Source organism: Aliirhizobium cellulosilyticum, assembly GCF_014198105.1.
Classification (GTDB): Bacteria; Pseudomonadota; Alphaproteobacteria; order Rhizobiales; family Rhizobiaceae; genus Neorhizobium; species Neorhizobium cellulosilyticum.
In genome coordinates, this window is record NZ_JACIGW010000004.1 from 234,543 (window position 1) to 258,431 (window position 23,889).

Below are 23,889 nucleotides of genomic sequence, written 5' to 3' on the forward strand. Positions count from 1 at the left end.
AGGAGGCACGGAAGGCAGATCAATTTTTTGCCGTGCATCTGCGGATAGGCTCACGAAGAAGCGTTGTCTGCGGCATCTTTTCTCGGAGGAGTATGATGGCTAACTCTACCATTGCCGCCGGCGATACGCCGATCGTGACGAGACGACGCAAGGTCGTGTCCAGACGTCGTCGCAGGGTGCAGGACGCGCTCGTCGCCTATTCCTTCATTGCCCCGAATTTCCTAGGCTTTGCCGTCTTCACGCTTGGCCCGATCCTGTTCGCCTTCGTGTTGGCCTTCATGCACTGGGACGGCAGCAATGCCATGACCTTTGCTGGCCTTGACAATTTCTGGCGACTTTTCGAGGACAAGGCGTTTATCGCCGCCTTCTGGAACACGATCATCTATACGGTGGTCTCAGTGCCAGCGACGCTTGCCTGCGCGCTCGGTCTTGCCATCCTTCTGAACCAGAAAATCCTCGGTCGCGACTTTTTCCGCACCGCGATGTTTTTCCCCTACGTCGCCTCGCTGGTGGCTGTGGCCGTCGTCTGGAACATGATCTTCAACCCCGAAATGGGGCCGGTGAACATGCTTCTCTACACGCTCGGGCTTGACCCGAAGGATATGCCGGGCTGGGCCGCCGACCGCCACTGGGCGATGGTCACCGTCATCCTGTTCGGCGTGTGGAAGAGCATGGGCTATTTCATGGTCATCTATCTGGCCGGCCTGCAGGGCATCAATTCCGAACTTTATGAGGCCGCCGATCTGGACGGCGCCAATGCCTGGCAGAAATTCCTTTACGTCACCGTACCGCAGCTCGGTCCGACGACCTTCTTCGTCACCGTGATGCTGACCATCCAGTCCTTCAAGGTGTTCGACCAGATCTACATGATCACGCAGGGCGGTCCCGGCACCTCGACCCTCGTACTCGTCTATCACATCTATAACGAGGCATTCGTCTCCTGGGATCTCGGTTATTCCAGCATGATCGCGCTCGTCCTGTTCTTCCTCGTGCTGGGTATCACCGTCATCCAGTTCCGCCGCCAGAAGGAGGACTGAGCCATGCGTATTGCCGGCCAGAAACTCACCGGGAAACTCGCCGCCATCTATGTGACGGTGATCCTGATCACCATAATCATGCTGCTTCCCTTCGCATGGATGCTGTCGGCCTCGCTGAAACTGAGCAGCGAAGTCTTCGTCTTCCCGATCGAATGGATCCCGTCCAACCCGCAGTGGCAGAACTACGTCGATATCTGGACAAAGATCCCGCTGGCGCTGTTCATTTACAACACATCCAAGCTGACGATCATCGTCACGCTGATGCAGCTGTTCACCTCAAGCTTCGCGGCCTATGCCTTTGCCAAGCTGGACTTCCCCTACAAGAACGCGCTGTTCCTGGGCTATATCGCCACCATCGCCATGCCATGGCAGGTCTACATGGTGCCGCAGTTCCTACTGATGCGCGAGTTCGGCTTCAACAACACGCACCTGGCGCTGATCTGCCTTCAGGCCTTCACCGCCTTCGGCGTGTTCCTGATGCGCCAGTTCTACATGTCGATCCCGACCGAGCTTTGCGAAGCAGCCCGTATCGACGGCATGAACGAATACCAGATCTGGGCAAAGATCATGCTGCCGCTCTCCAAGCCGGCGCTTTCCACGCTGACGATCTTCACCTTCGTCACCACCTGGAACGATTTTCTCGGGCCGATGATCTACCTGACCAAGACCGAGTTGAAGACCATCCAGATCGGCCTGCGCATGTTCATCTCGCAATATTCGGCCGAATACGGGCTGATCATGGCCGCCTCCGTGGTGGCGCTGATCCCGGTCCTGATCGTCTTCCTGTCGCTGCAGCGCTTCTTCGTCGAAGGCGTCGCATCCTCCGGTCTGAAGGGTTAAGTTCATGAACGCCGTTTCCTCCATCGCTCCGCAGCCGATTACCGATGAAGAGGTGAAAGCCGCTCTTGACGTCGCTGTGGCGCAGATCCGTCGCAATCTGCCGGAATTTACCTACAGCGCCCAGAACCATTCGAGCGTGAACAACTTCTATCCGCCCGTTGCCAACAACCAGTGGACTGCCGGTTTCTGGCCGGGCGAAATCTGGCTGGCCTTCGAGCATACCGGCGACAAGACCTTTCAGTATGCGGCGCAGATCCAGGTGCAGAGCTTTCTGCACCGAATCGAAAACCGCATCGAAACCGACCACCACGACATGGGCTTCCTCTACTCGCCTTCCTGCATCGCCGCATGGAAACTGGTGGGGGATGAGGATGGTCGCAAGGCAGCGCTGCTGGCCGCCGACCAGCTGATCGAGCGTTACCAGCCGATCGGCCAGTTCATTCAGGCCTGGGGCCGCAAGGGCGTGGCGGAGGAATACCGCTACATTATCGATTGCCTGCTGAACCTGCCGCTGCTCTATTGGGCAACCGAACAGACCGGCGACCAGAAATACCGCGATATCGCGCTGATCCATGCTCGCACGACACTGAAAAACTCTGTGCGGCCGGATGATTCCACTTACCACACATTCTATATGGACCCGGAGACCGGCGCGCCTGTGCGCGGCGCCACCAAACAGGGTTATGCAGACGACAGTTTCTGGGCGCGCGGTCAGGCCTGGGGCGTAGCCGGCATGGCGTTTTCCTATCGTTACGAACGCATCGACGAATATCGCGACACGTTCGACCGGCTTCTGGCCTTCTACCTGAACAAGCTTCCGGCGGACATGGTGCCCTATTGGGACATGGTGTTTTCCGACGGCGACAACGAACCGCGCGACACGTCGGCGGCCTCGATCGTTGCCTGCGGTCTTCTGGAAATGGCGGATCTTGTCGGTGGCGAGGCGGCCGATCGTTACCGCGATCTCGCCCGCCGGATGATCAAAAGCCTTGCCGATCATTACGCCGTGAAAGATCCCGCGATTTCGAACGGGTTGGTCCTGCACGGCACCTATTCCAAAAAATCCCCCTATAACACCTGCCGCGGCGAAGGCGTCGACGAGTGCGTGTCGTGGGGTGACTATTATTACATGGAAGCCCTGACGCGCCTGTCGCGTTCGTGGTCTTCATACTGGTGAGAGAGTAAACCGATGGCCAGCATTTCACTGAAGAAATTGAACAAGACCTACGGTGCACTGACCGTTGTTCATGATATCGATCTGGAAATCGCCGACAAGGAATTCATCATTCTGGTCGGCCCGTCCGGTTGCGGCAAATCCACGACGCTGCGCATGATCGCAGGTCTCGAGGAAATCTCCGGCGGCGAACTGATCATCGGTGGCGATGTGGTCAACGACGTGCCGTCCAAGGACCGCGACATCGCCATGGTGTTCCAGAACTATGCGCTTTACCCGCATATGACTGTCTACAAGAACATGGCGTTCGGCCTTCAGCTCAGGAAAGCCTCGCGTGAGGTCATCGACCAGAAGGTGCAGGAAGCGGCAAAAATCCTCGACATCACGCATCTTCTGAACCGCAAGCCCAAGGCGCTTTCCGGCGGCCAGCGGCAGCGCGTGGCGCTGGGCCGCGCCATGGTGCGCAATCCCGAAGTGTTCCTGCTCGACGAGCCGCTCTCCAACCTCGACGCAAAACTGCGCGGCACGATGCGCGCCGAGATCACCAAGCTGCACAAGCGGCTGAACTCGACCTTCATCTATGTGACCCACGACCAGATCGAAGCCATGACCATGGCCGACCGTATCGTCGTCATGGCCGACGGCCATATCCAGCAGGTCGATACGCCGCAGAACCTCTATGATCGCCCGATCAACATGTTCGTGGCCGGCTTCATAGGTGCACCGCAGATGAACATGCTGCCTTCGAAGATCGAGAAGCGCGGCGAAGGTTATGTCGCCGTGTTCGATGGCCGCGTGCTGCCGATCCCGGCAAGCTTCGACAAGGCCCGCATCGCCCCTTATGAAGGCAAGGAAGTCATCGTCGGCATTCGCCCGGAAAACTTTCACGAACTGGCGCCGGGCGACATCAACCCGGACAACATCGCGCCGTTCGACGCCGTGGTCGATCTTGCAGAACCGATGGGGTCCGAGATTCATCTCAACATCACCGCCGGAAACAAGGCGATGACCGTTCGTGTCTCGCCGCGCTTCAAGGCGAAGACGGGCGAAACGGCAAAGCTGGTTGTCGATACGACCAATATGCAGCTGTTCGACAAGGAAACGGAACGCTCGATCCTCTATTGAGGAGATCGAGTCTGGAGGAAGGCCATGCAGTGGCTGCGGGACATGTGGACGAAGGAAGGGCCGGGCATTCCGAAGAATGCGCCGAAAAAGACCGGCCTTGCCCTTTTCGGCCAGACATTTGCCCGTGAATGGTGGGAAATGCTCAAGTTGAACATCCTGTTCATTCTGGCCGCCCTTCTTATCATCCCGCTGCCTGCCGCACTCGCAGCCATGGCCTTTGTCTGCGTAGCCTTTGTGGAGGACCGCAACACTTATCTGCTGCGCGATTTCCTCGAGGCTCTGCGCCGCTATTTTTGGCGCGCGACTATCTGGGGGCTGCTTTTTGCCGTTGCCATCGGTCTGGGCGTCTACGCAATCGGCACCTACGCCTCGGCAGCGCGCGATAACCTGATGATGGCGGTGCCGCTGGCGATTGCCTTTGTCGTGACCGTTTTCCTCAGCCTCATGGCCTGCCATCTACTGGTGCTGATGGTGATGCGCGATATGCCGGCCAAAACGCTGTTGCAGCTTTCGGCTATCGCTTCGATCATCAGGCCATTGCCGGTGATGGCGGCGCTGCTTTTCGTGGCGGGCCTGTGGCTCGCCCATATCGCATTTTATCCCGTGTCGGTGTTCATGCCGGCAACACTCAATTTTTCTATCGGCATGTTTGCCATCACCTTTGCGGCGCACCGCGCCGCCATGATGGTGCTTGCCCTGCCTGTTGCGACACAGCCCAACCTCCAGGCGGAGGCGGCAGCCGCAAAGCATATCTGAACCAGAGACAATCCAGGGAAGGAGAAACAGGATGTATTTGGAGACTTTCGGGAGAGGCATGAAGCTCGCTCTGGCGGGCCTGGCCCTTGCGGCTTCCACCGCAGGTGCGGCGCTCGCGCAATCCGGTGACGCCGTCACGCTGCGCTGGGCGCTGTGGGACTGGGACAAGGTTGCCTATTACAAGCCGCTGATCGAAGCCTATCAGGCCAAGAAACCCAATGTGAAGTTCGAGCATATCGACCTCGGCTCGCAGGACTATCAGCAGATGATCGCCACGCAGCTCGCTGGCGGTTCGAAGGACATCGACATCGTCACTGTCAAGGACGTGCCGAATTACACGAACCTCATCCGCGCCGGTTCGATCATGGATCTTTCGGCCTACATGAAAGAAGCCAATATCGACCCGGCCTCCTTCGGCGGTCTGGCCGAAGAAATGACGGTAGACGGCAAGATCTATTCGCTGCCGTTCCGCTCGGACTTCTGGGTCGTCTATTATAACAAGGACATCTTTGACAAAGCCGGCGTGCCGTACCCGACCAATGACATGACCTGGGCACAGTTCGACGAGACGGCGACCAAGCTCGCCGGCGGCATGGGTGTCAACAAGACCTATGGTGCGCTTCTGCATACCTGGCGCTCCACGGTTCAACTGGCCGGTATTCAAGACGGCAAGAACACGCTGGCTGGCCCGGATTATTCCTTCCTGAAGCCCTGGTACGAGCGTGCGCTCAAACTGCAGAAGGACGGCGTCGTCCCGTCTTATGCAACGCTGAAGACCTCGAACACCCATTATTCGGGTCCGTTCTTCAACGGCACGATCGGCATGCTGCCGATGGGCACATGGTTCGTCGGCACGCAGATCGCCAAGGTCAAGTCGGGTGAATCGAAGAGCAAGAACTGGGGTATCGTCAAGTTCCCGCATCCGGAAGGTGTTGTTGCCGGCACGACCGCAGCACAGATCTCCGGCCTTTCGGTGAACAGTAATTCCACCCACAAGGAAGCGGTTCTCGATTTCATCAAGTTCGTCACAAGTGCGGAAGGCGCCTCGATCATCGCATCGACCGGCACGATCCCGACGGTGCGTACGCCGGAAGTGACGGCCAAGATCGCCTCGCTCGACGGCTTCCCGCAGGACTCGACCAGCAAGGCGGCATTGGAACCCGGCAAGTCCTATCTGGAAATGGCCGTGACGCCGAATGCAGCCCGTATCGAGGTCATCCTCAACCGTGCGCATGACTCGTTGATGACCGACAATATCTCGATCGACGACGGTCTGAAGGAAATGACCGATGGCGTGAAGGCCATCAAGTAACACTCCCTGCCCCCGCGGTGACCTTGGTTGCCGCGGGGTTTTCTTTTGACCGAACACATGCCCGATTGAATGGAAGACCGATGATCTACGATCCCGCCCGCGCCAATCCGCTTCATGGCAATCCCCTCAAGACGCGCGATGACATCGCGAAAGCGGTGATGGATCTGTTCAAGCCGCTGCTTCCCTACTTTTCCGAGGGTGGCGCGCGCGTGCGCCTCAGCGCAACCGGCGCCCATTTCGACCGTGCCGCAGCCGATCTCGAAGGTTTTGCCCGACCGCTCTGGGGCATCGTGCCGCTCGCCGCAGGCGGATACGACTTTCCACATTGGGAGCTTTATCGGCGCGGTCTGGCAAACGGCACGGATCCCTCCCACCCGGAATATTGGGGCGATGTTTCCCGCACCGACCAGCGGCAGGTGGAGCTTGCGGCGATCGGCTTTGCCATTGCCATGGTGCCGCAATTCATCTGGGAGCCGCTGAACGAAGCCCAGAAGAAGAGGATTGCCGCCTATCTGATTTCGGCGCGCGACAAGGAATTCGTCGACAACAACTGGAAATTCTTCCGTGTTCTGATCGACCTGGGGCTAACACGCGCCGGTATCGATTTCGACCGCTCGCTGACCGAAAAATATCTCGATGAGGTCGAAGCGTTCCGGCTTGGTGAAGGCTGGTATCGCGACGGGCCGGTGAAGCGCGCCGACCATTACGTGCCCTTCGCCCTGCATTTCTATGCACTGATCTATTCCGTCATTGCCAAGCACGACGCGAAGAGAGCGGCCGCGTATCGCGAGCGCGCACATGTGTTTGCCAGGGATATCCGCCACTGGTTCGGACCGGACGGCGCAGCACTCGCCTTCGGCCGCAGCCAGACCTATCGCTTTGCCTGCGGCGGCATCTGGGGTGCGCTCGCCTTTGCGGGTGTCGAGGCTCTGCCGTGGAGCGAGATCAAGGGCTATTACATGCGCCATATCCGCTGGTGGTCGGAGCTTCCGATCGCCGAGCGCGATGGTGTGCTCTCCATCGGCTACGGCTATCCGAACCTGATGATGAGCGAGAGCTATAACTCCGCCGGCTCGCCCTACTGGGCGCTGAAATTCTTCCTGCCGCTGGCGCTTTCCGCCGATCATCCGTTCTGGGCGGCGGAGGAGACCGATGCTCCCGAATTTGTCGATCCGGTGCCGCTGAAGGAAGCCGGCATGGTGGCCATGCACACGCCCGGCAACACGGTCATCCTTTCCTCCGGCCAGAGCCATGACAAGATGCTCGGCGCAAACGAGAAATATTCGAAATTCGTCTATTCGACGCGATATGGCTTCAACATCGAACTCAACGACCGACACTTTGTTGCCGCAAGCTTCGATGGCCTGCTGGGTCTTTCCGACGATGGCGTGCATTTCCGTATGCGCGAGACGCTGGAGGAGGCGTTGATTGCCGGCGACAAGCTCTATTCCCGCTGGAAGCCATGGGGAGATGTTACGGTCGAGACCTGGCTGCTGCCGGCCAATCCCTGGCATATCCGCTTGCACCGTATCGTGACACAGCGCCCGCTGCAGACCAGCGAAGGCGGCTTTGCTATCCCGCGGGCCGACTTCAATGTCGATATCGCAGAACAATCCCAAGGGCAGGCCGTATGGCACGGCCAAACGGATAGCAGCGCTATTTTCGACCTGTCGCCGGCCTTCAGGCGCAACGGCACCGCCATCAGCGCCATTGCCAACAGCAATCTCATCCACGCCAAGACGCTGGTTCCTCAGCTTCGCGGCGAGATCGCCACCGGAACGACGGTGCTTGCAACGGCGGCCGTCGCATTGCCGAAGGCCGATTTCGGTGCGGACCTGTTGCAGAACCCGCCGAAATGCCCCGACATACAGGAGTTGGAGCAGCTTTTCCGCAACGAAGGAATTGCCGTGCCGGTGTTCGGCGACTGACCGAAACCAGTCTCCCCGGATTTCCGCCTGGGGAGACTAATGCGCCGAAAAATCGACCAGCGAGATATCGACGAACCAATTATAGTCTTCGGGGGTAATGATCGCTGGTCTTGGCGAGGCGAAGCCGAGCGGAAGCAGGCCATGGCAGGTGACGACAGTCTGACCCGGCTCGATGATCGTATCGTCCCGCATAAAGCCGCGATAGGTGACCGACGAATGTCCTTTCAGACGCCCCAGGAGGCTGAAGGATACCCGCTGAACCGACGCATCATTGCCATTGAGAAATTCGATCGCGACGGGTTTTGACGGGTCGGTGCAAGTGGCCGGGTCTACCGACGCTTTTGCCGTAACCGCTTCCCTGGTGTTCTGGCGTGTTGAAGGTTGCAGCGCAGTTGCGACAGCAACAGTGACGCCGATGATCGCCACCAGCGCCAATGCTGGATAGGCGGCGCGTCGATTAAAGAGAAACAGCAACCCCACCAACAGGATCGCGACGGCTGCGGCCAAAGCCATCACTTCACCTGTGTCATCGAGCCTTGTGTAATCGAGATTGTCTCCATGTCCCGGAGATAAGCATCTCTCGCAAACAGGCAATAGCCCGTAGGCAAATTGGGCTGAATAGCCACACACTTGGGTGTGAAGACGGCGACGACGATATGCTCAGCCAATCGCCAGCCACTTCTGCAGGTATTTCCCTCAGAGGTCAGATGCACCGGGCAACCCTACCAAATCGAGTTGCCCGGTACATATCCCGCGGGGACGCTGAGGAGAGACGCCTGCGAGATGATCAACGGCCTTGGGGAACAGCCGCTGACCAAACGAGATCAGAACGCTTCGACGCAAAGCGCGATGCCCATGCCGCCGCCGATGCACAGCGTTGCGAGACCCTTCTTGGCGTTGCGGGCCTTCAGCGCATGCAGCAGCGTGACGAGGACACGTGCACCGGAAGCCCCGATCGGATGGCCGATGGCGATCGCGCCGCCATTGACATTGACCTTGGCGGGATCCCAGCCGAGTTCTTTGCTGACCGACAGCGCCTGTGCCGCAAACGCCTCGTTGGCCTCGATCAGATCGAGATCGTTGATTGTCCAGCCGGCCCGTTCCAGCGCCTTGCGCGAGGCGGGGATAGGACCGGTGCCCATGATGGCCGCATCGACACCCATCGTTGCAAACGAGGCGATCCGGGCAAGCGGGGTGAGACCACGGCGGGCAGCTTCCTCTTCGCGCATCAGCACCACGGCGGCAGCACCGTCGTTGAGACCCGAGGCATTACCGGCCGTCACCGTGCCGTCCTTCTTGAAGGCGGGCTTGAGTCCGGCCAAAACGTCGAGCGTCGTGGCGCGCGGGTTCTCGTCGGTATCGACAATGATGTCACCCTTGCGGGTCTTGATCGTCACCGGCACGATCTCCGCCTTGAACCGACCGTCCGCAATTGCTGCGGCAGCCTTTGTCTGCGAGGCGAGTGCGAATGCATCTTGTTCCTCACGGGTCAGTGCGTATTTGGTCGCCACGTTTTCGGCGGTGATGCCCATGTGGTAGTCGTTGAAGGCATCCCACAATCCGTCCTTGATCATCGTATCGACGAACTCGGCCGGGCCCATCTTGATGCCGGTGCGCAACACGGCGGCATGCGGGGCAAGGCTCATGTTCTCCTGGCCGCCGGCAACGACCACATCGGCGTCGCCGGCAAGGATCGACTGGGCGCCGAGTGCGACGGCACGCAGGCCCGAGCCGCAGACCTGGTTGATGGTGAGTGCCGTGGCGCTCATCGGGATGCCGGCGGCAACGGCTGCCTGGCGGGCGGTGTTCTGGCCCTGGCCGGCGCTCAGCACATGGCCGAGCACGACATCGGAAACGGCGGAGGCTTCAAGCTTGGCCCGTTCGAGAGCTTCGCGGATGACGATCGAGCCAAGCTCGCTTGCGGGAAGGGTGGAAAGCCCACCCATGAACTTGCCGATCGCAGTGCGGGCGGCTGAAACGATTACGATATTGGTCATGGTTTTTACTCCGGCACTTTGGGCCATTTTCAAAAGGAGAAACAGGCGCGCCGGGGTTTGCCGGCGCGCGCTGATGTCAGAAGCAGTAGAGGCCTATAAGGAAGATCGGCAGCGTGACGATGAGTGCGGTCACGCAATAGCCCATGATGTCGCGGACCCCGAGTCCAGCGATTGCAAGTGCCGGCAGTGCCCAGAAGGGCTGAGCCATGTTCATCCACTCTTCGCCATAGGCGATCGCCATGGCGGCCATGCCCTTGTCCACGCCGAGAGCCTGTGCCGCCGGCATGATGAAGGGACCCTGAACGACCCAGTGTCCGCCACCGGAAGGTACGGCAAAGTTGATGAAGCCGGACGACAGGAATGCCAGAACCGGGAATGTGTCCTTGTTGGCTATTTCAACGAACCAGTTGGTGATCAGACCACCCAGACCGGAATGCTCCATCATCATCTGAATGCCGGCATAGAACGGGAACTGGATCATGATCCCTGCCGTTCCGCGGGCGGCATTGCTGATGGCGCGAGCATATGCCATCGGGGTCTGGTGCAGCAGCAAGCCGGCAATCACCATGATCAGGTTGACGATGTTGACCGTCATGTTGAAGCCATGGCTCTGGAAATACTGAACCAGATAAACAATACCGAGCGCAGCAACGATCCAGACGAAGACGCGGCTTTCTTCCAGGCGTTCCGCAAAGGTGGCATCCGGCCCCAGAACACGTTTCGTCGATTCTTCCGGCTTCAGGAGCTTGGGATCGATTGCGACGACATCCTTTTCGGCAGGGTGCATGAAGCGGCACAGGAACGGCAGGACGACGATAAGGGCGACTGTGATGAAGATGTTGTAGCCGGTGAAGATCGTGTCGGAAATCGGGATGAGACCGACCGACTTCTCCATTGGATTGCCCGGAGTGGCGGCGACCAGCGGAACAGAGGCCGAAAGGCCGCCGTGCCAGGTCATGAAGCCGATATAGGCCGACGCAATCAGCAGGCGATAATCTGCTGCGGGAATACGACGCGCTACCTGACGGGCGAACATGGCGCCGACAACCAGACCGAAGCCCCAGTTGATGACGCAGGCAACGCTCGAGGCAAACACGACCAGCATGACGCCCTGGCGCGGTGTCTTTGCAATGGAGGACAGCTTCACCATCAGTTTGTGGATGGGATCGGAACTGGCTAGGGCATGGCCGGTCACCAGAACCAAAGCCATCTGCATCGAGAATGCCAGAAGGTTCCAGAAACCGTCGCCCCACATATTCACCATGTCGAGCACAGAGGACTGCGTCAGGAAGACGCCAAGGGCGAACGTGATGATCGTCAGGAGAATGGCAAAGACCAGTGGATCAGGTAGGTAACGGCTTACAAGGCTTGAAAGGCCCTTTGTCAGGGCGTGAATGGGGTTGAAACGGCTCGCGCTCGTTTCCCCGCTGGGAACGGACGACATGATTTATCTCTTTCTGAATGAGAGAAGGATCACTCTGTGATCTGCATCTCGGGAACGTTCGAGGGAATGATCAGCTCGCAGTCGGTTGCGGCCTTTACCTGATCGATCGAGACGCCAGGCGCGGTCTCCTTGAGGATAAGGCCTTCTGCGCTTGGCTGAAGAACGGCAAGGTCCGTGACAATCAGATCGACGCGGCGCACCGAGGTCAGCGGCAGCGTGCATTTCTGCACGATTTTAGACTTGCCCTTGGCCGTATGCTGCATGGCAACGATCACGCGCTTTGCACCCGAAACGAGGTCCATCGCCCCGCCCATGCCCGGCACCATCTTGCCCGGCACCATCCAGTTGGCGAGTTGCCCCGACTGATCGACCTGCAGGCCGCCAAGGACCGTGACATCGAGATGGCCGCCCCGGATAAGCCCGAAGGACGTGGCGCTGTCGAAGGCGCAGGCTCCCGGCAGGGCGCCGATGAAAGCGCCGCCGGCGTCGGTCAGATCTCCGAGCGCAAAGCCCTGTTCAGGAAGCGCCGACATGCCGATGATGCCGTTTTCCGATTGGAAGAAAACATTCAAGTTATTGGGCAGGTAGGCGGCAACCATCGTCGGCAAGCCGATACCCAGATTGACCAGGAAACCATCCTGTAGTTCAAGCGCAACACGCTTGGCGATCAAAGTCTTTTCATCCATGACGGTTCTCCGTAGCAATGAGGTAGTCCACCAGCACATTCGGGGTGACGACCACATCCGGTGGGATAACGCCGACGGGAACGATGTCCGCGGCTTCGACGATCACGGTTTCGGCCGCCATTGCCATCAGTGGATTGAAATTTCGCGCCGTTAGCGCGTAATCGACGTTTCCGTAATAATCAGCGCGCTTGGCATTGATCAGGGCGAAATCCGCCTTTAGCGGTTTCTCGACGAGATAGGTTTTGCCGTCGATCTCGATTGTCTGTTTGCCTTCCTCCACGGTCGTGCCGACGCCTGTCGGCGTGAGAACGCCGCCAAGCCCGAAACCGCCGGAGCGAATGCGCTCCGCAAGCGTGCCCTGAGGCACGAGCTCGACCTGCGTTTCTCCAGCAATCATCTGCCGCTGTGTTTCGGGATTGGTGCCGATATGGCTGGTTACCAGCCTTGCTACAAGTTTCGCATCGATCAGCTTGCCGATACCGACATTCGGGCGGGCGGTGTCATTGGCAATGACCGTCAGGCCATTTTTGCCTTGCCGCACGAGTTCGTTCATTAGACGGTGGGGCGTGCCGGCGCCCATGAAGCCGCCGATCATCAACACCGCACCATCGGGAATAGCCGCAACGGCATCTTCCAGGTTTCGCAATTTACTCATGAAATATTCATCCTTTCCTTGACGGGAAGGAGAATTTGCCTGTCGACGCGGATAGGCGCCGGCAGGACTGATCCTCCTGAACTGCCTGGAAAAAATGCTTCACGAGAGACCTTTTCAGGCGGTTCGCCTATTTAAATTGCATAAAGCGTGCCACCTTCATTCAGCGCCAAGAGCGCTTCAGGCTTGCGGTTTGATAGCTGGGGAAGAGGTTATCGGTGCAAGATCCTGCATAGTGCGCACAGCGTTGCGCACCACATCCGGCAAAGCCGGGCGGTTCAGGTAAGTTCGTATTCCTGGAGCTTGTAAAGCAGCGAGCGGCGGCTGATCCCAAGCTGCCGGGCCGTCTTGACCCTGTTGCCACCATTGCGCGTCAAGGCTTCGGCGATGACCCTGGCTTCATAATCCGAGATCAGGTCGCGCAGCGCCTTGTCCCGATCGTCCGGCTCCGTTGTCACGGTCAGGTCGCTGCCTTCTTCCAGGCCGCATCTGATATTTTCCGGCAGGTCTTCGGCAAAAACCAGGCCGCCCGTGCTCATGACGACCGCGCGCTCCACAGCATTGGAAAGCTCGCGGACATTCCCCGGCCACGAATATCGCATCAGGCATTCGACGGCATTCTGATCGAAGCCATCGACGTCGATATGGTTTTCGGAAGCGAAGCGCTGGAGGAAATGGCTGGACAGAAGGCGGACGTCCTCCGGTCTTTCCCGCAACGGAACCGTTCGCAGCGTAACGACATTGAGACGGAAATAGAGGTCCTGGCGGAACAGGTTCTGCCGGACCATTTCCTCCAGGTTCCTGTTGGTCGCGACGACAATGCGAACATCCGCAGGTATGAGCTTGTCGCCACCGACACGCTCGAACTCCCGCTCCGACAGGACCCGCAGGAGCTTTACCTGCAGGCTGGCGGAAATATCGCCGATTTCATCCAGAAACAGGGTTCCGCCATCCGCCTGCTCGAAGCGTCCCGACCGGCGAGAGACCGCGCCGGAAAAGGCCCCCTTCTCGTGGCCGAAGAATTCGCTTTCGAGCAATCCTTCAGGCACGGCCGCGCAGTTGATCTTGACGAAGGGGCCGTTGCTGCGCGTGCTGTTATAGTGGATGGCCGAAGCAATCATTTCCTTTCCGGTGCCGCTTTCTCCCGTCACCAGTACCGTTGCATTGCTTCTCGCAACCTTGGCCACCATCTGCAGCAGGCTCAGCATTTTCGGACTATTGGTGAGGATGCGATCCATGCGGTAGCTGGCAGAAAGCTCCCGCTGAAGCGCTGCGATATCGTCGCGCATGGTCCGCATCTGGAGCGACCTGCCGATGAGGAGCATGACCTCCTCGATATCGAACGGCTTGATGATGTAATCGAATGCGCCGTCCTTTATCGCCTGCACAGCGGTGCCGACCTCGGCATAGGCAGTCATCAGGATTACGGTTGCCGCCCGATCTATCCGGCGTATCTCGGCTAGAGCCTGAAGACCGGTCATGTTCGGCATCCGGATATCCATCAGGACGATGTCGGGCCGCTGCGTCGAAAATGCCGCAACGGCTTCCATCCCATCACGGGCCGTGGTGACGACATAACCCGCCTTCGTCAACACGGCTATGAGCATCTGACGAATAGCCTCGTCATCGTCGACGACAAGGGCGGTGCTGGTGGATCTATTCATGATACGGGCAACTCATCGGTTCTATGGTGTAACTGGGGAAGCCGGAGGTTGACCTCAGCTCCCTTTCCTCGCTTCGAGAAGATCGTCACCGTTCCGTAATGCGCGTCGACGATGCGGTGGACCATGGCGAGGCCGAGACCGGTGCCATTCGGCTTGGTGGAGTAGAAAGGATCGAAGATCTTTTCGAGATCCTCGGCAGCAATCCCTTCGCCATCATCCCTGAAACGGATCAGTGCCACGCTGTTCGTCTGCATCGAGGTGGAAATCTCGATCCTGCCGTTTCTCCCGATCGCCTGAAGCGCGTTGATGATGATGTTCAGAAACGCCTGTTTCAGGGATTCGCCGTCTCCCTCGATGGGGGGCAGGTCGGGCGACAGGTCCAGCACCACATGGACGCTCGACTTGCCGCAAGCCAGAAGCAGCACTTCTCTCAACAGATCGTTGATCTGGACGAATTGGATCGCAGGTGGCCGCGGCTTTCCGAACTCCAGGAGCTCAGCGATAATAGAGTTGAGACTGTCGACCTGGCGGATGATCAAGGGGGAATATTTCTGCCACTCCTCGATGTCGTCGCAGCTTTCCAGGAACTGCATAAACCCGCGGATGGATGTCAGCGGATTGCGGATTTCATGCGCAACGCCGGCCATGAGTTCGCCGAGCCCCGCAAGTCTGTCGGCCCTCATGACCTGCGTTCGAAGGCGGCTTTGCTCAGTAAGATCCTTGATGACGACAACAGCGCCCATCGTTTTCACGCTGCTGTCACGCAGCACATTACTGGACACTGCCACATGCAGGCTGCGCTCCTGCAGAACGATCTCGCCAGGAATATCCGTATGCTCTTCTCCCGCATCCAGCGCATCGAGCAGCAATCGTGAAAAGATATAATTCTCTCCGAATACAAGATCGGAAGGATGACCAATCGCCTCCTGCGCGGTCACGTCGAGCATTTTCTGCGCGGCAGGATTTATCGATGTGATCCGGCTGGAGCTATCCACGGCGACAACCCCATCGGCGATGCTGTGTAAAATCCGTTCGGTGACCGATCGCGCATCCAGAACCGCGCGCGCCATCCCGTTGATCTCGATCGCGATTGCACCGATTTCCCCGCGCGGCTCGGGAATCTTGACGCTCAGATCCGTGCGCATCTGCGCCAATCCGCGCGTGATGCTTTTGATATCGCGATCAAGGCCACGGGAAAGGCCGAAGGCGAGGACCGTACCAAGAAGAATACCCGTTCCGCAGACCCATATGGCGGCCCGATCGATTGCGAAAGTCTGCCGCTCGACATCTGTCGACAGCTCGTTTGCCCATATGTAACCGACGATTTCTTCACCTTGCTTGATCGGGCGCATCGCATTCATGATCGAACCACGGACCTGCGGACCGGTCTCTATCCGCTCATGGCCGGTTCTCATGACAATCCGCCCCGGATGGTCCGCAGCAATCGGCATTCCGATCGCGCGGCCATATTGCCTGCTCGGACCATAGGTAACGATCGCATCCAGAGCTTTCGAATAATATCCGATGCCGATCCCCGGATTGGCAGCGGCAACCATGTCCGTGAAGGAGGAAAGCCTGTTGTTCAGCTGCGTGAGATGTTCCTGCCTGGCAGCAATTGACAAAGCCTGTCTGTCGGCAAGCAGATCTTTCAAATCGGCATCCAGATAGAGGTCGAGAATTCTCGTTATGCCGAAGAGTTTCTGCTCTTTCTCATGCAGCAGGGCAGACTTGCCCTCACGCTCCATCAGGATGCCCGCAGCAACCATCGGCAAAATGACCGCGACACCGAAAATCGCGAGGATCTTGCCGCGAATTGTATCTGGAACAAGGCGGTGAGCAAATGACGCCATAGCAGTTTATCACGTCAGAAGATCAATGAGATCAACATTGATCAGACGGCACCAGCGCCTTTTGAAAACCGGAAAATGTTCGACGTGTCCTTTGGCTCATTGTTACAATGAACCGCAGGGTATCTTTTGATCTGTCGCAAATATCTGCCGAGTGCTGCACGCGGCATTTGCCTTGAACGGGCGGCGGCTTGAAGGTTGGCAATAAGGTTTGCCAGACGAGAGAACATCGCGAGAGGCAAGAGCTCCATACCCGCCTAAAGGCGGGTATGGAGCAAGAATTCAGGCCGCATCTTTCGGCGGTGCTCCGCGCAGGCGCTCGAGCAGATAGGCGTGGGTGGCCGGGTTGGCGACGATCAGCGTGCCGGTCTTTTCATAGACTTCCGGGCCGCGCCCCCACCAGTCGGTGACGATACCGCCGGCTTCCTGGACGATGAGGATTCCGGCTGCCGTATCGACAAAACCCGTCTCCTCGTAATAACCGGTGAGCCGGCCGCAGGCGACATAGGCACAGGAATTGGCCGCACTTCCGACGATGCGGACCGCACCGATCGGAGCACGGATTTCGTCAAGGCGCTGATAGGCGCCCGGGTGCAGCGACAGGTTCGGCGTTGGAAGGCCGGTGCCGACGCACATCAGCGCCACATCGGTCGAGGTGCTGACATTGAGCCGCGTACCGTTGAGATAAGCGCCCTCATCCTTGATCGCGGTGAACATCTCGTCGGAAACTGGATTGTAGACGAGTCCGCACATCGTTTCGTTGCCACGGCGCAGCGAAATCGTGATCGTGTAATGCTGGCCATAGATGAAGTTCGTCGTGCCATCGATCGGATCGACCAGCCAGCGATGTTCGCTGTCGGAACCTTCGACGGGCGCGAATTCCTCGCCGGTCAGGCCCCAGGGATACTGGCTGAGCAGGCGCTCGCGGATCAGCGTTTCGGATTGCTTGTCGGCATCGGAGACGAAATCGCCCGGTCCCTTGATGCCGATCTCGATATCGCGAAAGCGCTTGAAATGCTCGAGCGTCAGAGCGCCGGCCTCACGGGCGGTTTCAACCATGTGATCGAGGATCTTGCTGTAATTGACTGTCATGAACTGAATGCCTTGGCTAACCCTTCCGGGTCATCTGTGGTGATCTGGTCGGCCTTGAGCTTAAGCAGGCGTTCGACCTGAGGGATGGTTTCAGGAGTGATGTGATTGATCGTCCAGGCATCGACGCGGCGGCCGACTGCATGGACGGGGGCAATGAGATCGAAACCGGCGTCTGCGGCGGCAAGCACGATGCGGTAGTCCAGATAGATCATCCGGGCATCGGGTGCCGTTTTCAGCGCCTGTTCGATGAAGCTCGAATAATCGCCCGTTGCCTTCAGCCGCGCCAGGCTTTCGCCGTAACAGGGGTCATATCCGGTGGCGATGCCGGGAGCGGCCTTTGCCAGCGCCTGGATAGCGTCGAAATCGCCGCCGGACAGGATCAGCGATGCGGCGATCGGCGCGGCGCTCTTGCCGAAATTGGCGATGGCTTCAGGCGTCAGCGCCTCAAGATCTTCCTTGTAATCGAGCTGCAGCAGCGCATCCGGATGCACGCCCTCTCGGCTTAGAAGCGTGCAGAGATCTTCCAAAAGCAGAACCCTGTCGGTGATCGCCTCACCGTCATTGCCGCGCAGATGAAGTTCGCGCAGGGCGGCAGCGGATGTGTCGCGCACATTGCCGCGACCGGTCGTCTCCCGCTCCAGCGTCAGGTCATGCAGGACCGCGAAACCATGATCGCCGTGAACGACGAGATCGACTTCGACGCTCGCACCGAGCCGCATCGCCTCGACGATAAGCCCGCCGGTAAAGACCGGATCGGAGATACGGCGGCGGCCGCGATGCCACTTGATGGCCGTGCGGTGGCCATCATGGTCAAGATGGATGGGTGCACTCACGGGTCAGCTCCGGAAAATCTGCTGGTTGTTGCGATAGGCGGCGACGGCGCGGGGCTTGAGATCGACGCCCTGCCCCGTCCGGAAAAGATCGGGATGGGCTACCATCGATTTCAGCCGCGTACCATCGGCAAGATCGAGGTCGACCAGACCGTGCGAACCGTAGTCGGTCACACGATGCACTGTCGCCTTCGGTGTGTCCGAGGCGGTGAGATCGAGCACCTCGGGGCGAATGGCAAGCGTTGCCGGACCATCCGCGATCGCCAGCGGGAAGGTGAAATCCGAACGAACGAACTGGCCGTTTTGGACTTCGCCCTCGACGAGGTTCATCGTGCCGATGAAACCGGCGACGAAAGGCGTCTTCGGGTCGCGATAAACGACATCGGGGCGGCCGATCTGCTCGGTCTTGCCGTTGGCCATGACGACGATACGGTCGGCCATGGAAAGCGCCTCATCCTGGCCGTGGGTGACGAACAGGGTGGTGATGCCGAGCCGCTGCTGGATATCGCGCACTTCTTCCCGCAGGCGCTCGCGCAGATGCTGGTCGAGGCTGGCAAAGGGTTCGTCGAGAAGCAGGATCTTCGGTTCAAGCACCAGCGAGCGGGCAAGCGCCACGCGCTGCTGCTGGCCGCCGGAAAGCTGGTTCGTCATGCGGTCGCCATAACCGGCGAGGCCAACCAGTTCGAGCACGGCCTCGACCTTTTCCCTTATCTCACCTGCCGGCATGCGGCGCAGCTTGAGACCGAAGGCGAGGTTCTTGAAGACGTTCATATGGGTCCAGAGCGCATGGCTCTGGAACACCATGCCGGTAGGCCGGCGCTCTGGCGGCAGATGGGTGACGTCTTCGCCATCGATGGTGATGCGGCCGCTGGTCGGCTGTTCGAAGCCGCCGACCATGCGCAGAAGCGTCGACTTGCCGGAACCGGAAGGCCCCAGAAGGCAGACGAGTTCGCCATCGGCGACATCGAGAGAGAAGCTGTTGACGGCATGGGTGCCGCCGGAAAAGGTCTTGGTGACCTCAGCGATATGAAGAACAGACATGATATTTCCTAACCGCCGAAACCGCGGGCAAATGCGCCGCCGCCGATGACGCGACGGGCGAACATGAGGGCGATGAACGAGGGGACCCAGAGAAGCACCGAAAGAACGGCGCCATACTGAATGACCATCTGGTTGTTGATATAGCTGATCATCAGAACAGGCATGGTGCGGATGCCGGGAGCCCCGATCAGCCATGCACCTTCGGTTTCATAAAAAGTGCCGACAAAGCTCAACAGCACGGCGGCGAAGATGGTCGGCCCTGCCTGCGGCAGCGTGATCGACCAGAACACCCGCAAGGGGCTTGCGCCGACATCGCGGGCGGCCTCTTCCATGCGCCGATCGACCGCCTGGAAGGCCGCGACCGGGATCCAGATCATGAACATCAGCGTGCCGACCAACTGGATGAGCACGACGCCCCAGAAGGTGCCGATGAGATTGAGCTGCAGGAAGATTGCGGCAATCGCCACCAGCAGGCCGAATTTCGGAAAGGCATGACCGGCGAGGAAGGAGAAGAACAGGATGTCGCGCCCTGGAAACTTCATCCGCGCAAAGGCATAGGCCGCGGGCAAGCAGATCAGTGCTGACAGCAGCGTCACCACCGTCGAGAGCTTGAGGCTGAGCATCAGCGCGTTCCAGACGTCGGGTCGTCCAAGCGTCTGGCCCCAGAAACGGAAGCCGAATTTCTGCGGAATGATGTTGGGGTAACGCCAGACTTCGGTAAAGGCCCAGGTGGCAACGACGACGAGCGGCCCGATGATGACCAGCGTCAGAATGACCGCGAAGGCGATGCCGGACCAGTCGATGCGCGCGCGCTTGGACGTAAGCGAGGTCATCTCATTTCCCCCGGTTTCTGGCGACGGAGCGCACATAAAACAGTCCGAACAGGATGCAGAAGCCGAAGGCGACGACGGCCTGCGTCATGGCGCCGATCGGGTCCTGCACATCGCGCAGCGTGCGCTGCATGAAGGGGCCGAGCATTTCCGGCGAGGCCGGACCGAGCAGATAGGGAAGCGTGAAGGACGAAAAGATACCGAGCACCGAAAAGGAAAGCGCCACGAGGATGGAGTTTGAAATGCGCGGCAGGATGATGTGCCAGAAAACCCGGATGGTGTTGGCACCGACATCGCGCGCAGCCTCGATGGACTGGTTGGCGACACTGCCGAGACCCGAAAGCAGGATCAGGACAGTCAGCGGAATATTATCCCACACAAGACCGATGACCGGCCCCCATGGCGTGAGATAGGGCGTGCGGATCTTTGGCAGTCCGACTGCATTCAAGAGGATATCTACCATGCCATTGGGGCCGAGCACGCGGATGAAGGCGAAGGCCAGGATGATCGACGGCACGAACATCGGCAGGATCGCGAGCGCCTGCACATAGGCCGGCAGACGACCGTGCGAAAAACGCAGATACAGCGCGATCGGCAGGCAGATGACCAGAAGCAGGACAGCGCAGACAAGCGTCGTCCAGAGCGTGACGGCCAGGTTGTCGAGGCTGTAGCGATCGGAAAAGAAAAACGCGTAGCTCGACAGATCGAAACTGGAATGACCATCGGCATCCGTGCGCCAGATGGTGCGGCTGATCGCGTTGATGGCCGGCCAGATGACCAGCCAGATCACCAGAAAAACGGGTATGGCGACAAGCAGGAGGCCGATGGGCCTCCTGCCTGCTGCGGTCTCAGTGGGCACCGAAACCGCTCTTTCGACGAATTCGCTCACGACTTGCGGTCGACGTTCGGAGCCACGTGACGATACCAGCCGTCATTGATGGCGGCTTCCCACTTGCCGCCCGGGAAGGTTGGGATCGACTGCGGAATGATGTCGGCGAACTTCTTGCGCAGGTCTGCCGAGACGTGATCCCAGGAAACGCCTGGGAAACCGCCGAGTTCGGTGAGGATGGCGCTCTGCATTTCTTCCGACAGCATGAAATCGGCGAGCTTCAGCGAAGCTTCGTGGTTTGCACCATTCTCGATGACGACGGAGCGGGTGAAACCGCCGCAAAGCGCTAGATCCTGCAGCTGTACCAGACCGGTTTCAGCCGGCAGCACGCCCTGTTCGATCGCCTGCAGAACCTGGTCGGACCAGACCGGGATCATGGTGACGACGCCCTGGGAAAGCAGCTGCAGCGACTGGGTGTTGCCGGAAGAATAAGCGCCCTTGTCGTAGAGATGCGGCGCGATATCGGCGAGCAGCTTCCAGGCCTTGCCGAGCGCTTCGTCGCCGAATTCCTGGGTATAGTTGTCGACCTTGAATGCCTTCGGGTCGAGGCCGTTTGCCTGATGGATGGCGCGGCGGACGAAATTGCCGCCCGAACCGCCCTTGTCGGGACGGTTATAGACGAACTGGCCCGGATTGGCCTTGATCCAGGTGACGAGAGCGTCCCAGGTTTTCGGCGCATCGGCCGGCTTCAGCTTGGTCGTGTCATAGGCGAGCAGAACCTGGCTACCGCGGTAAGGCAGGCTGTATTCGCTTTCGATGGCAAGCGGATTGACCTTGGAATAGTTGGAAAGACCGGCAGCCTTGATGTTGGTGTAAACGCCGGCCTTGATGGCGCCGGCCGGCAGAAGAGCGTCGGCGGATTCGAAATAGTCGGCCTGCGGATCGGCATTGGTCTGCTTGGCGGCGATTGCGCGCTCGCCGATCGCGATGATGCCGGCACCATCGCCTGCATCGACGAGGTTGAGCTTGAGGCCCGGATTGGCAGCCTCGAATGCGGGCTTAACAATGTTTGTCCAGAAATCGAGAATGTTGGTGTCCGAGCTGGTGTACCAGTCGATCTGGCCCTTGGCGGCAAAGCTCATGCGCGGAGCCAGAGCAAGACCGGCGGCGGCACCGGCTGCGGACATCATAAAAGTACGGCGTTTCATCTTTATCTCCGATTCAGTCGGGCGAGTAAAATTGGGAACCGCCAACTCAATCGAAATATGACCGGAGGCGGCGCTGATCGGCGACTGCACAGCCGTGCAAGTGCGAACCAATCGGCGCCGTTTCTACTGTCCTCCCATAACGCTTTCATGACAGGTTTTGACAGGAACACGCATGCACAGGCCCTGTCATGAAACCTTCATCCGACCTGTATTTCCAGCTCCTGCCGCCACGCGGCCGTCACCGCCAGCCATTCGAGGGTGCGGGCCTCCGGGTTTTCGTTGAGCACAATGTCGGTCACCACGGCGGCGCTTTCCGCTCCCTGCTCGAGGACAAGCGCCGCGCGTTCGGCGGTAATACCGCCGATGGCGACAAGCGGAAGATCGCCGATCCGCCGCTTCCAGTCGGCGATGCGTTCGACGCCCTGCGGCTGCCATTTCATCTTTTTCAGGATGGTGGGCCAGACGGGGCCGAGCGCGACATAATCCGGCTTTGCGGAAAGAGCCGTATCGAGTTCGGCGATATCATGGGTCGAGACCCCGAGCTTCAGTTCCGCCCGGCGAATGACACCGAGATCGGCTTCCGCCAGATCCTCCTGGCCGAGATGGATGAAATCGCAGCCTTCATCGATCGCCAGTTGCCAGTAATCGTTGACGACAAGCTGGCAGCCATGGGCCGAGCATATCGCCTTCGCGCGACGGATTTCCGCGCGCAACACGGCGTCGGTCTTATCCTTGATGCGCAGTTGCACAAGCCTGACGCCAAGCGGCACCAGCCGCTCGATCCAATCGGCGCTGTCGACGATGAGATAGAAAGGATCGAGCCTCATGAAAACACCGCCTTGCCGATGACGGGGGTGGAAGGCACTGCCATGTCGCGCGGCTCCAGCATTCCGGAGAGATAGGCGAGGCGACCCGCCTCAATCGCCTTCGTAAAGGCCTCGGCCATGGCCGGCGGATCACCGGCACCGGCAACCGCCGTGTTGAGCAGCACGGCGTCGTATCCCAGTTCCATGACCGTGGCCGCGTGCGACGGCCGGCCGAGACCTGCATCGACGATCAGCGGGATTTCGGGAAAGGCCGCCCGCATTGCGACAAGCGCCGATGGATTGCGCGGACCCGCTGCCGAACCGATCGGCGCGCACCAGGGCATCAGCACCCGGCAGCCGGCGGCCAGCAGCTTTTCACCGACGATTAGGTCATCCGTCGTATAGGGAAAGACCTCAAATCCTTCGTCGGTGAGGATGCGCGCAGCCTCCACCAATTCGAAGACATCCGGCTGCAGGCTGTCGTGATGTCCGATGACTTCGAGCTTGATCCAGTTGGTGCCGAACACTTCCCGCGCCATTTTTGCCGTCAGCACCGCCTCCGATGCGCTGTGGCATCCGGCAGTGTTGGGCAGGATGCGCACGCCAAGCTGACGGATCAGCTCGAAAAACGCGCCACCCGTTTTGCCGCCGGATGTCTCGCGGCGCAGCGAGACGGTGACGATGCCCGCGCTCGAGCGCTTGACCGCCTCGGAGAGAATGGCGGGCGACGGATAACGCGCGGTGCCTAGCAACAGGCGCGAGGACAATTCGATATCGTAAAGCTTCAGCAT

Annotated in this window: 22 protein-coding genes; 7 read left to right on the forward strand and 15 right to left on the reverse strand. The window is 59.4% G+C overall.

From position 1 onward, the window contains the following. Positions 1–92: 92 nt before the first annotated feature. The 7 genes from GGE33_RS18290 to GGE33_RS18320 all read left to right on the forward strand — a co-directional run bounded on the left by GGE33_RS18290 (position 93) and on the right by GGE33_RS18320 (position 8,172). On the forward strand, positions 93–1,037 hold the full coding sequence (locus tag GGE33_RS18290) for a carbohydrate ABC transporter permease (RefSeq protein ID WP_394353672.1): 945 nt from the start codon (positions 93–95) through the stop codon (positions 1,035–1,037). A 3-nt stretch (positions 1,038–1,040) separates the two neighbouring features. Beyond that, positions 1,041–1,877 (forward strand): carbohydrate ABC transporter permease, encoded by an 837-nt coding sequence (locus GGE33_RS18295; RefSeq protein ID WP_183826246.1) that lies wholly within the window; start codon positions 1,041–1,043, stop codon positions 1,875–1,877. A gap of 4 nt (positions 1,878–1,881) precedes the next feature. Then, on the forward strand, positions 1,882–3,054 hold the full coding sequence (locus GGE33_RS18300; RefSeq protein WP_183826249.1) for a glycoside hydrolase family 88 protein: 1,173 nt from the start codon (positions 1,882–1,884) through the stop codon (positions 3,052–3,054). 12 nt (positions 3,055–3,066) lie between these two features. Continuing rightward, positions 3,067–4,176, forward strand: a complete 1,110-nt coding sequence (locus tag GGE33_RS18305) for an ABC transporter ATP-binding protein (protein WP_148146979.1) — start codon at positions 3,067–3,069, stop codon at positions 4,174–4,176. Between the two features lie 24 nt (positions 4,177–4,200). Next, positions 4,201–4,932 (forward strand): DUF624 domain-containing protein, encoded by a 732-nt coding sequence (locus GGE33_RS18310; RefSeq protein WP_183826252.1) that lies wholly within the window; start codon positions 4,201–4,203, stop codon positions 4,930–4,932. Between the two features lie 31 nt (positions 4,933–4,963). Continuing rightward, positions 4,964–6,244 (forward strand): ABC transporter substrate-binding protein, encoded by a 1,281-nt coding sequence (locus tag GGE33_RS18315; RefSeq protein ID WP_183826255.1) that lies wholly within the window; start codon positions 4,964–4,966, stop codon positions 6,242–6,244. Positions 6,245–6,324: 80 nt separating this feature from the next. Then, on the forward strand, positions 6,325–8,172 hold the full coding sequence (locus GGE33_RS18320; protein WP_183826258.1) for a DUF2264 domain-containing protein: 1,848 nt from the start codon (positions 6,325–6,327) through the stop codon (positions 8,170–8,172). A gap of 36 nt (positions 8,173–8,208) precedes the next feature. Here GGE33_RS18320 and GGE33_RS18325 read toward each other — a convergent pair whose 3' ends face one another. The 15 genes from GGE33_RS18325 to GGE33_RS18395 all read right to left on the reverse strand — a co-directional run bounded on the left by GGE33_RS18325 (position 8,209) and on the right by GGE33_RS18395 (position 23,889). After that, complete coding sequence (locus tag GGE33_RS18325) at positions 8,209–8,685, reverse strand: hypothetical protein (RefSeq protein ID WP_183826261.1); 477 nt, start codon at positions 8,683–8,685, stop codon at positions 8,209–8,211. Between the two features lie 311 nt (positions 8,686–8,996). Beyond that, a complete protein-coding gene (locus GGE33_RS18330) occupies positions 8,997–10,169 on the reverse strand; it encodes an acetyl-CoA C-acetyltransferase (RefSeq protein WP_183826265.1) in 1,173 nt (390 codons plus the stop codon). A 76-nt stretch (positions 10,170–10,245) separates the two neighbouring features. After that, positions 10,246–11,613 carry a TIGR00366 family protein gene (locus GGE33_RS18335; RefSeq protein ID WP_148146968.1) on the reverse strand — a complete coding sequence of 456 codons (1,368 nt, stop codon included), beginning with the start codon at positions 11,611–11,613 and terminating at the stop codon, positions 10,246–10,248. A gap of 29 nt (positions 11,614–11,642) precedes the next feature. Continuing rightward, entirely contained in the window at positions 11,643–12,299 is a 657-nt protein-coding gene (locus GGE33_RS18340; protein WP_183826267.1) for a 3-oxoacid CoA-transferase subunit B, read from the reverse strand. Next, positions 12,292–12,954 (reverse strand): CoA transferase subunit A, encoded by a 663-nt coding sequence (locus tag GGE33_RS18345; RefSeq protein ID WP_183826270.1) that lies wholly within the window; start codon positions 12,952–12,954, stop codon positions 12,292–12,294. Before GGE33_RS18345 ends, GGE33_RS18340 begins: the two co-directional genes overlap by 8 nt. Positions 12,955–13,229: 275 nt before the next feature. Next, positions 13,230–14,615, reverse strand: a complete 1,386-nt coding sequence (gene atoC / locus GGE33_RS18350; protein WP_183826273.1) for an acetoacetate metabolism transcriptional regulator AtoC — start codon at positions 14,613–14,615, stop codon at positions 13,230–13,232. After that, positions 14,612–16,465 carry a two-component system sensor histidine kinase AtoS gene (gene atoS / locus GGE33_RS18355; protein ID WP_183826276.1) on the reverse strand — a complete coding sequence of 618 codons (1,854 nt, stop codon included), beginning with the start codon at positions 16,463–16,465 and terminating at the stop codon, positions 14,612–14,614. The genes atoC and atoS overlap by 4 nt, the downstream gene beginning before the upstream one ends. Before the next feature lie 279 nt (positions 16,466–16,744). Beyond that, on the reverse strand, positions 16,745–17,554 hold the full coding sequence (locus tag GGE33_RS18360) for an inositol monophosphatase family protein (protein WP_183826280.1): 810 nt from the start codon (positions 17,552–17,554) through the stop codon (positions 16,745–16,747). Then, positions 17,551–18,387 carry a glycerophosphodiester phosphodiesterase family protein gene (locus GGE33_RS18365; protein ID WP_183826283.1) on the reverse strand — a complete coding sequence of 279 codons (837 nt, stop codon included), beginning with the start codon at positions 18,385–18,387 and terminating at the stop codon, positions 17,551–17,553. The genes GGE33_RS18360 and GGE33_RS18365 overlap by 4 nt, the downstream gene beginning before the upstream one ends. A gap of 3 nt (positions 18,388–18,390) precedes the next feature. Next, a complete protein-coding gene (locus GGE33_RS18370) occupies positions 18,391–19,425 on the reverse strand; it encodes an ABC transporter ATP-binding protein (protein WP_183826286.1) in 1,035 nt (344 codons plus the stop codon). Positions 19,426–19,433: 8 nt separating this feature from the next. After that, positions 19,434–20,258, reverse strand: coding sequence for an ABC transporter permease (locus GGE33_RS18375; RefSeq protein WP_183826289.1), 825 nt, complete (start codon positions 20,256–20,258; stop codon positions 19,434–19,436). Between the two features lies 1 nt (position 20,259). After that, complete coding sequence (locus tag GGE33_RS18380) at positions 20,260–21,114, reverse strand: ABC transporter permease (protein ID WP_343062522.1); 855 nt, start codon at positions 21,112–21,114, stop codon at positions 20,260–20,262. A 26-nt stretch (positions 21,115–21,140) separates the two neighbouring features. After that, entirely contained in the window at positions 21,141–22,292 is a 1,152-nt protein-coding gene (locus tag GGE33_RS18385; RefSeq protein ID WP_183685612.1) for an extracellular solute-binding protein, read from the reverse strand. Between the two features lie 197 nt (positions 22,293–22,489). Beyond that, a complete protein-coding gene (locus tag GGE33_RS18390; RefSeq protein ID WP_183826295.1) occupies positions 22,490–23,119 on the reverse strand; it encodes a thiamine phosphate synthase in 630 nt (209 codons plus the stop codon). After that, on the reverse strand, positions 23,116–23,889 hold the full coding sequence (locus tag GGE33_RS18395) for a thiazole synthase (RefSeq protein ID WP_183826298.1): 774 nt from the start codon (positions 23,887–23,889) through the stop codon (positions 23,116–23,118). The genes GGE33_RS18390 and GGE33_RS18395 overlap by 4 nt, the downstream gene beginning before the upstream one ends.

Bases quoted from the DNA above. Each gene is read 5' to 3' on its own strand.
- GGE33_RS18330 (WP_183826265.1), bottom strand. From the start codon at position 10,169: ATGACCAATATCGTAATCGTTTCAGCCGCCCGCACTGCGATCGGCAAG.
- GGE33_RS18340 (WP_183826267.1), bottom strand. From the start codon at position 12,299: ATGGATGAAAAGACTTTGATCGCCAAGCGTGTTGCGCTTGAACTACAG.
- GGE33_RS18395 (WP_183826298.1), bottom strand. From the start codon at position 23,889: ATGCTGAAGCTTTACGATATCGAATTGTCCTCGCGCCTGTTGCTAGGC.
- GGE33_RS18385 (WP_183685612.1), bottom strand. From the start codon at position 22,292: ATGAAACGCCGTACTTTTATGATGTCCGCAGCCGGTGCCGCCGCCGGT.
- atoS (WP_183826276.1), bottom strand. From the start codon at position 16,465: ATGGCGTCATTTGCTCACCGCCTTGTTCCAGATACAATTCGCGGCAAG.
- GGE33_RS18370 (WP_183826286.1), bottom strand. From the start codon at position 19,425: ATGTCTGTTCTTCATATCGCTGAGGTCACCAAGACCTTTTCCGGCGGC.
- GGE33_RS18315 (WP_183826255.1), top strand. From the start codon at position 4,964: ATGTATTTGGAGACTTTCGGGAGAGGCATGAAGCTCGCTCTGGCGGGC.
- GGE33_RS18290 (WP_394353672.1), top strand. From the start codon at position 93: ATGATGGCTAACTCTACCATTGCCGCCGGCGATACGCCGATCGTGACG.
- atoC (WP_183826273.1), bottom strand. From the start codon at position 14,615: ATGAATAGATCCACCAGCACCGCCCTTGTCGTCGACGATGACGAGGCT.
- GGE33_RS18390 (WP_183826295.1), bottom strand. From the start codon at position 23,119: ATGAGGCTCGATCCTTTCTATCTCATCGTCGACAGCGCCGATTGGATC.
- GGE33_RS18320 (WP_183826258.1), top strand. From the start codon at position 6,325: ATGATCTACGATCCCGCCCGCGCCAATCCGCTTCATGGCAATCCCCTC.
- GGE33_RS18295 (WP_183826246.1), top strand. From the start codon at position 1,041: ATGCGTATTGCCGGCCAGAAACTCACCGGGAAACTCGCCGCCATCTAT.
- GGE33_RS18335 (WP_148146968.1), bottom strand. From the start codon at position 11,613: ATGTCGTCCGTTCCCAGCGGGGAAACGAGCGCGAGCCGTTTCAACCCC.
- GGE33_RS18360 (WP_183826280.1), bottom strand. From the start codon at position 17,554: ATGACAGTCAATTACAGCAAGATCCTCGATCACATGGTTGAAACCGCC.
- GGE33_RS18310 (WP_183826252.1), top strand. From the start codon at position 4,201: ATGCAGTGGCTGCGGGACATGTGGACGAAGGAAGGGCCGGGCATTCCG.
- GGE33_RS18325 (WP_183826261.1), bottom strand. From the start codon at position 8,685: ATGGCTTTGGCCGCAGCCGTCGCGATCCTGTTGGTGGGGTTGCTGTTT.
- GGE33_RS18305 (WP_148146979.1), top strand. From the start codon at position 3,067: ATGGCCAGCATTTCACTGAAGAAATTGAACAAGACCTACGGTGCACTG.
- GGE33_RS18375 (WP_183826289.1), bottom strand. From the start codon at position 20,258: ATGACCTCGCTTACGTCCAAGCGCGCGCGCATCGACTGGTCCGGCATC.
- GGE33_RS18300 (WP_183826249.1), top strand. From the start codon at position 1,882: ATGAACGCCGTTTCCTCCATCGCTCCGCAGCCGATTACCGATGAAGAG.
- GGE33_RS18345 (WP_183826270.1), bottom strand. From the start codon at position 12,954: ATGAGTAAATTGCGAAACCTGGAAGATGCCGTTGCGGCTATTCCCGAT.